Here is a 1,193-nt window from a genome sequence, read left to right on the forward strand (position 1 = left end):
GTAATGAATGCCGATAAGATAAATGCAGTCAGCCCAACGTACGCTGAAGAGCTAAAGACAGAACTTGGCAGTCATGGAATGGCTTGGGAGTTTCAGCAACGTGCAGGGGATTTAGTCGGAATTTTAAATGGCTGCGATTACAGTGCTTGGAATCCGGAAACTGATGCTTATTTACCAATGAACTATAGTGCCGACAAACAAAGTATGGTTCTAGGTAAAAACACTTGTAAGCGCGCATTACAGCAGAGGCTAAACCTTGCTGAAAAAGATGTAGCCATGTTTGGTATGGTTTGTCGTTTGACTCAGCAAAAAGGCGTGCATTACTTGCTGCCGGCTTTGGCGGATTTTTTGAAGCATGATGTTCAAGTTGTTGTTGTTGGGACGGGTGATCCCGTTTTGGCTGCACAATTGGAAGAGGTTGCGGCGCAATTCTCCGACAAGTTTGTATTTGTTGAGGCGTATGACAATGAACTCGCGCATTTAGTTGAAGCTGGTTCGGATTTCTTCTTAATGCCTTCTGAATTCGAACCATGTGGCTTAAATCAGATCTACAGCATGGCTTATGGCACCTTGCCTATCGTGAGAGGGGTAGGTGGCTTAAAAGACAGTGTGAATGATTACGACGTAGACCCTTGTGACGCTACTGGATTTGTATTTTATGAACCGACGCCTCAAGCGCTGCTACTTACTATGCTGCGAGCGTTGCTGTTGTATGCGCAAAACCTGACGGAAGTGCAAAGAGTACAACTGCATGCAATGCAAAAAGATTTTTGCTGGCGGAAGGCCGCAGAATCGTATTTGCAACTCTATCGTTCAGCGTTAAATTGACGCAAGTTTGATAAAAAGTGTAACCAAAGGCACCTATTGAGGTGCCTTTATTACCTTGGTTTTACGGAGTGTGATAGGATTCTGTCACTCTCTATCACAAAGAATCTTACTTATACTGACTCATGACTCAGCCACTGCTTTTTCACAAAACCTATTTGCATCCTACTAGTAATGAGTGGGTTGTTTTCGTGCATGGTGCTGGTGGCAGTTCTTCGATATGGTTTAAACAAATTAAAGCATATAAGCAGCACTTTAATTTGTTGCTGATCGACTTACGAGGACATGGAAAATCCAATCAGCTTTTGAAAGAGTTGATAACTAGTCGTTACACCTTCACGGAAGTGACGCAAGATATATTAAAAGTG

At 43.0% G+C, this 1,193-nt stretch carries 2 protein-coding genes; both read left to right on the top strand.

The window, feature by feature from the left end:
• Positions 1–828 (top strand): glycosyltransferase (locus R7P67_RS25325; protein ID WP_318086385.1); only part of this gene is annotated, 828 nt, incomplete at its 5' end.
• 122 nt (positions 829–950) lie between these two features.
• The coding region (locus R7P67_RS25330; RefSeq protein WP_318086386.1) for an alpha/beta fold hydrolase at positions 951–1,193 on the top strand (243 nt) is incomplete at its 3' end.

This window comes from Vibrio sp. Vb0937 (assembly GCF_033338855.1).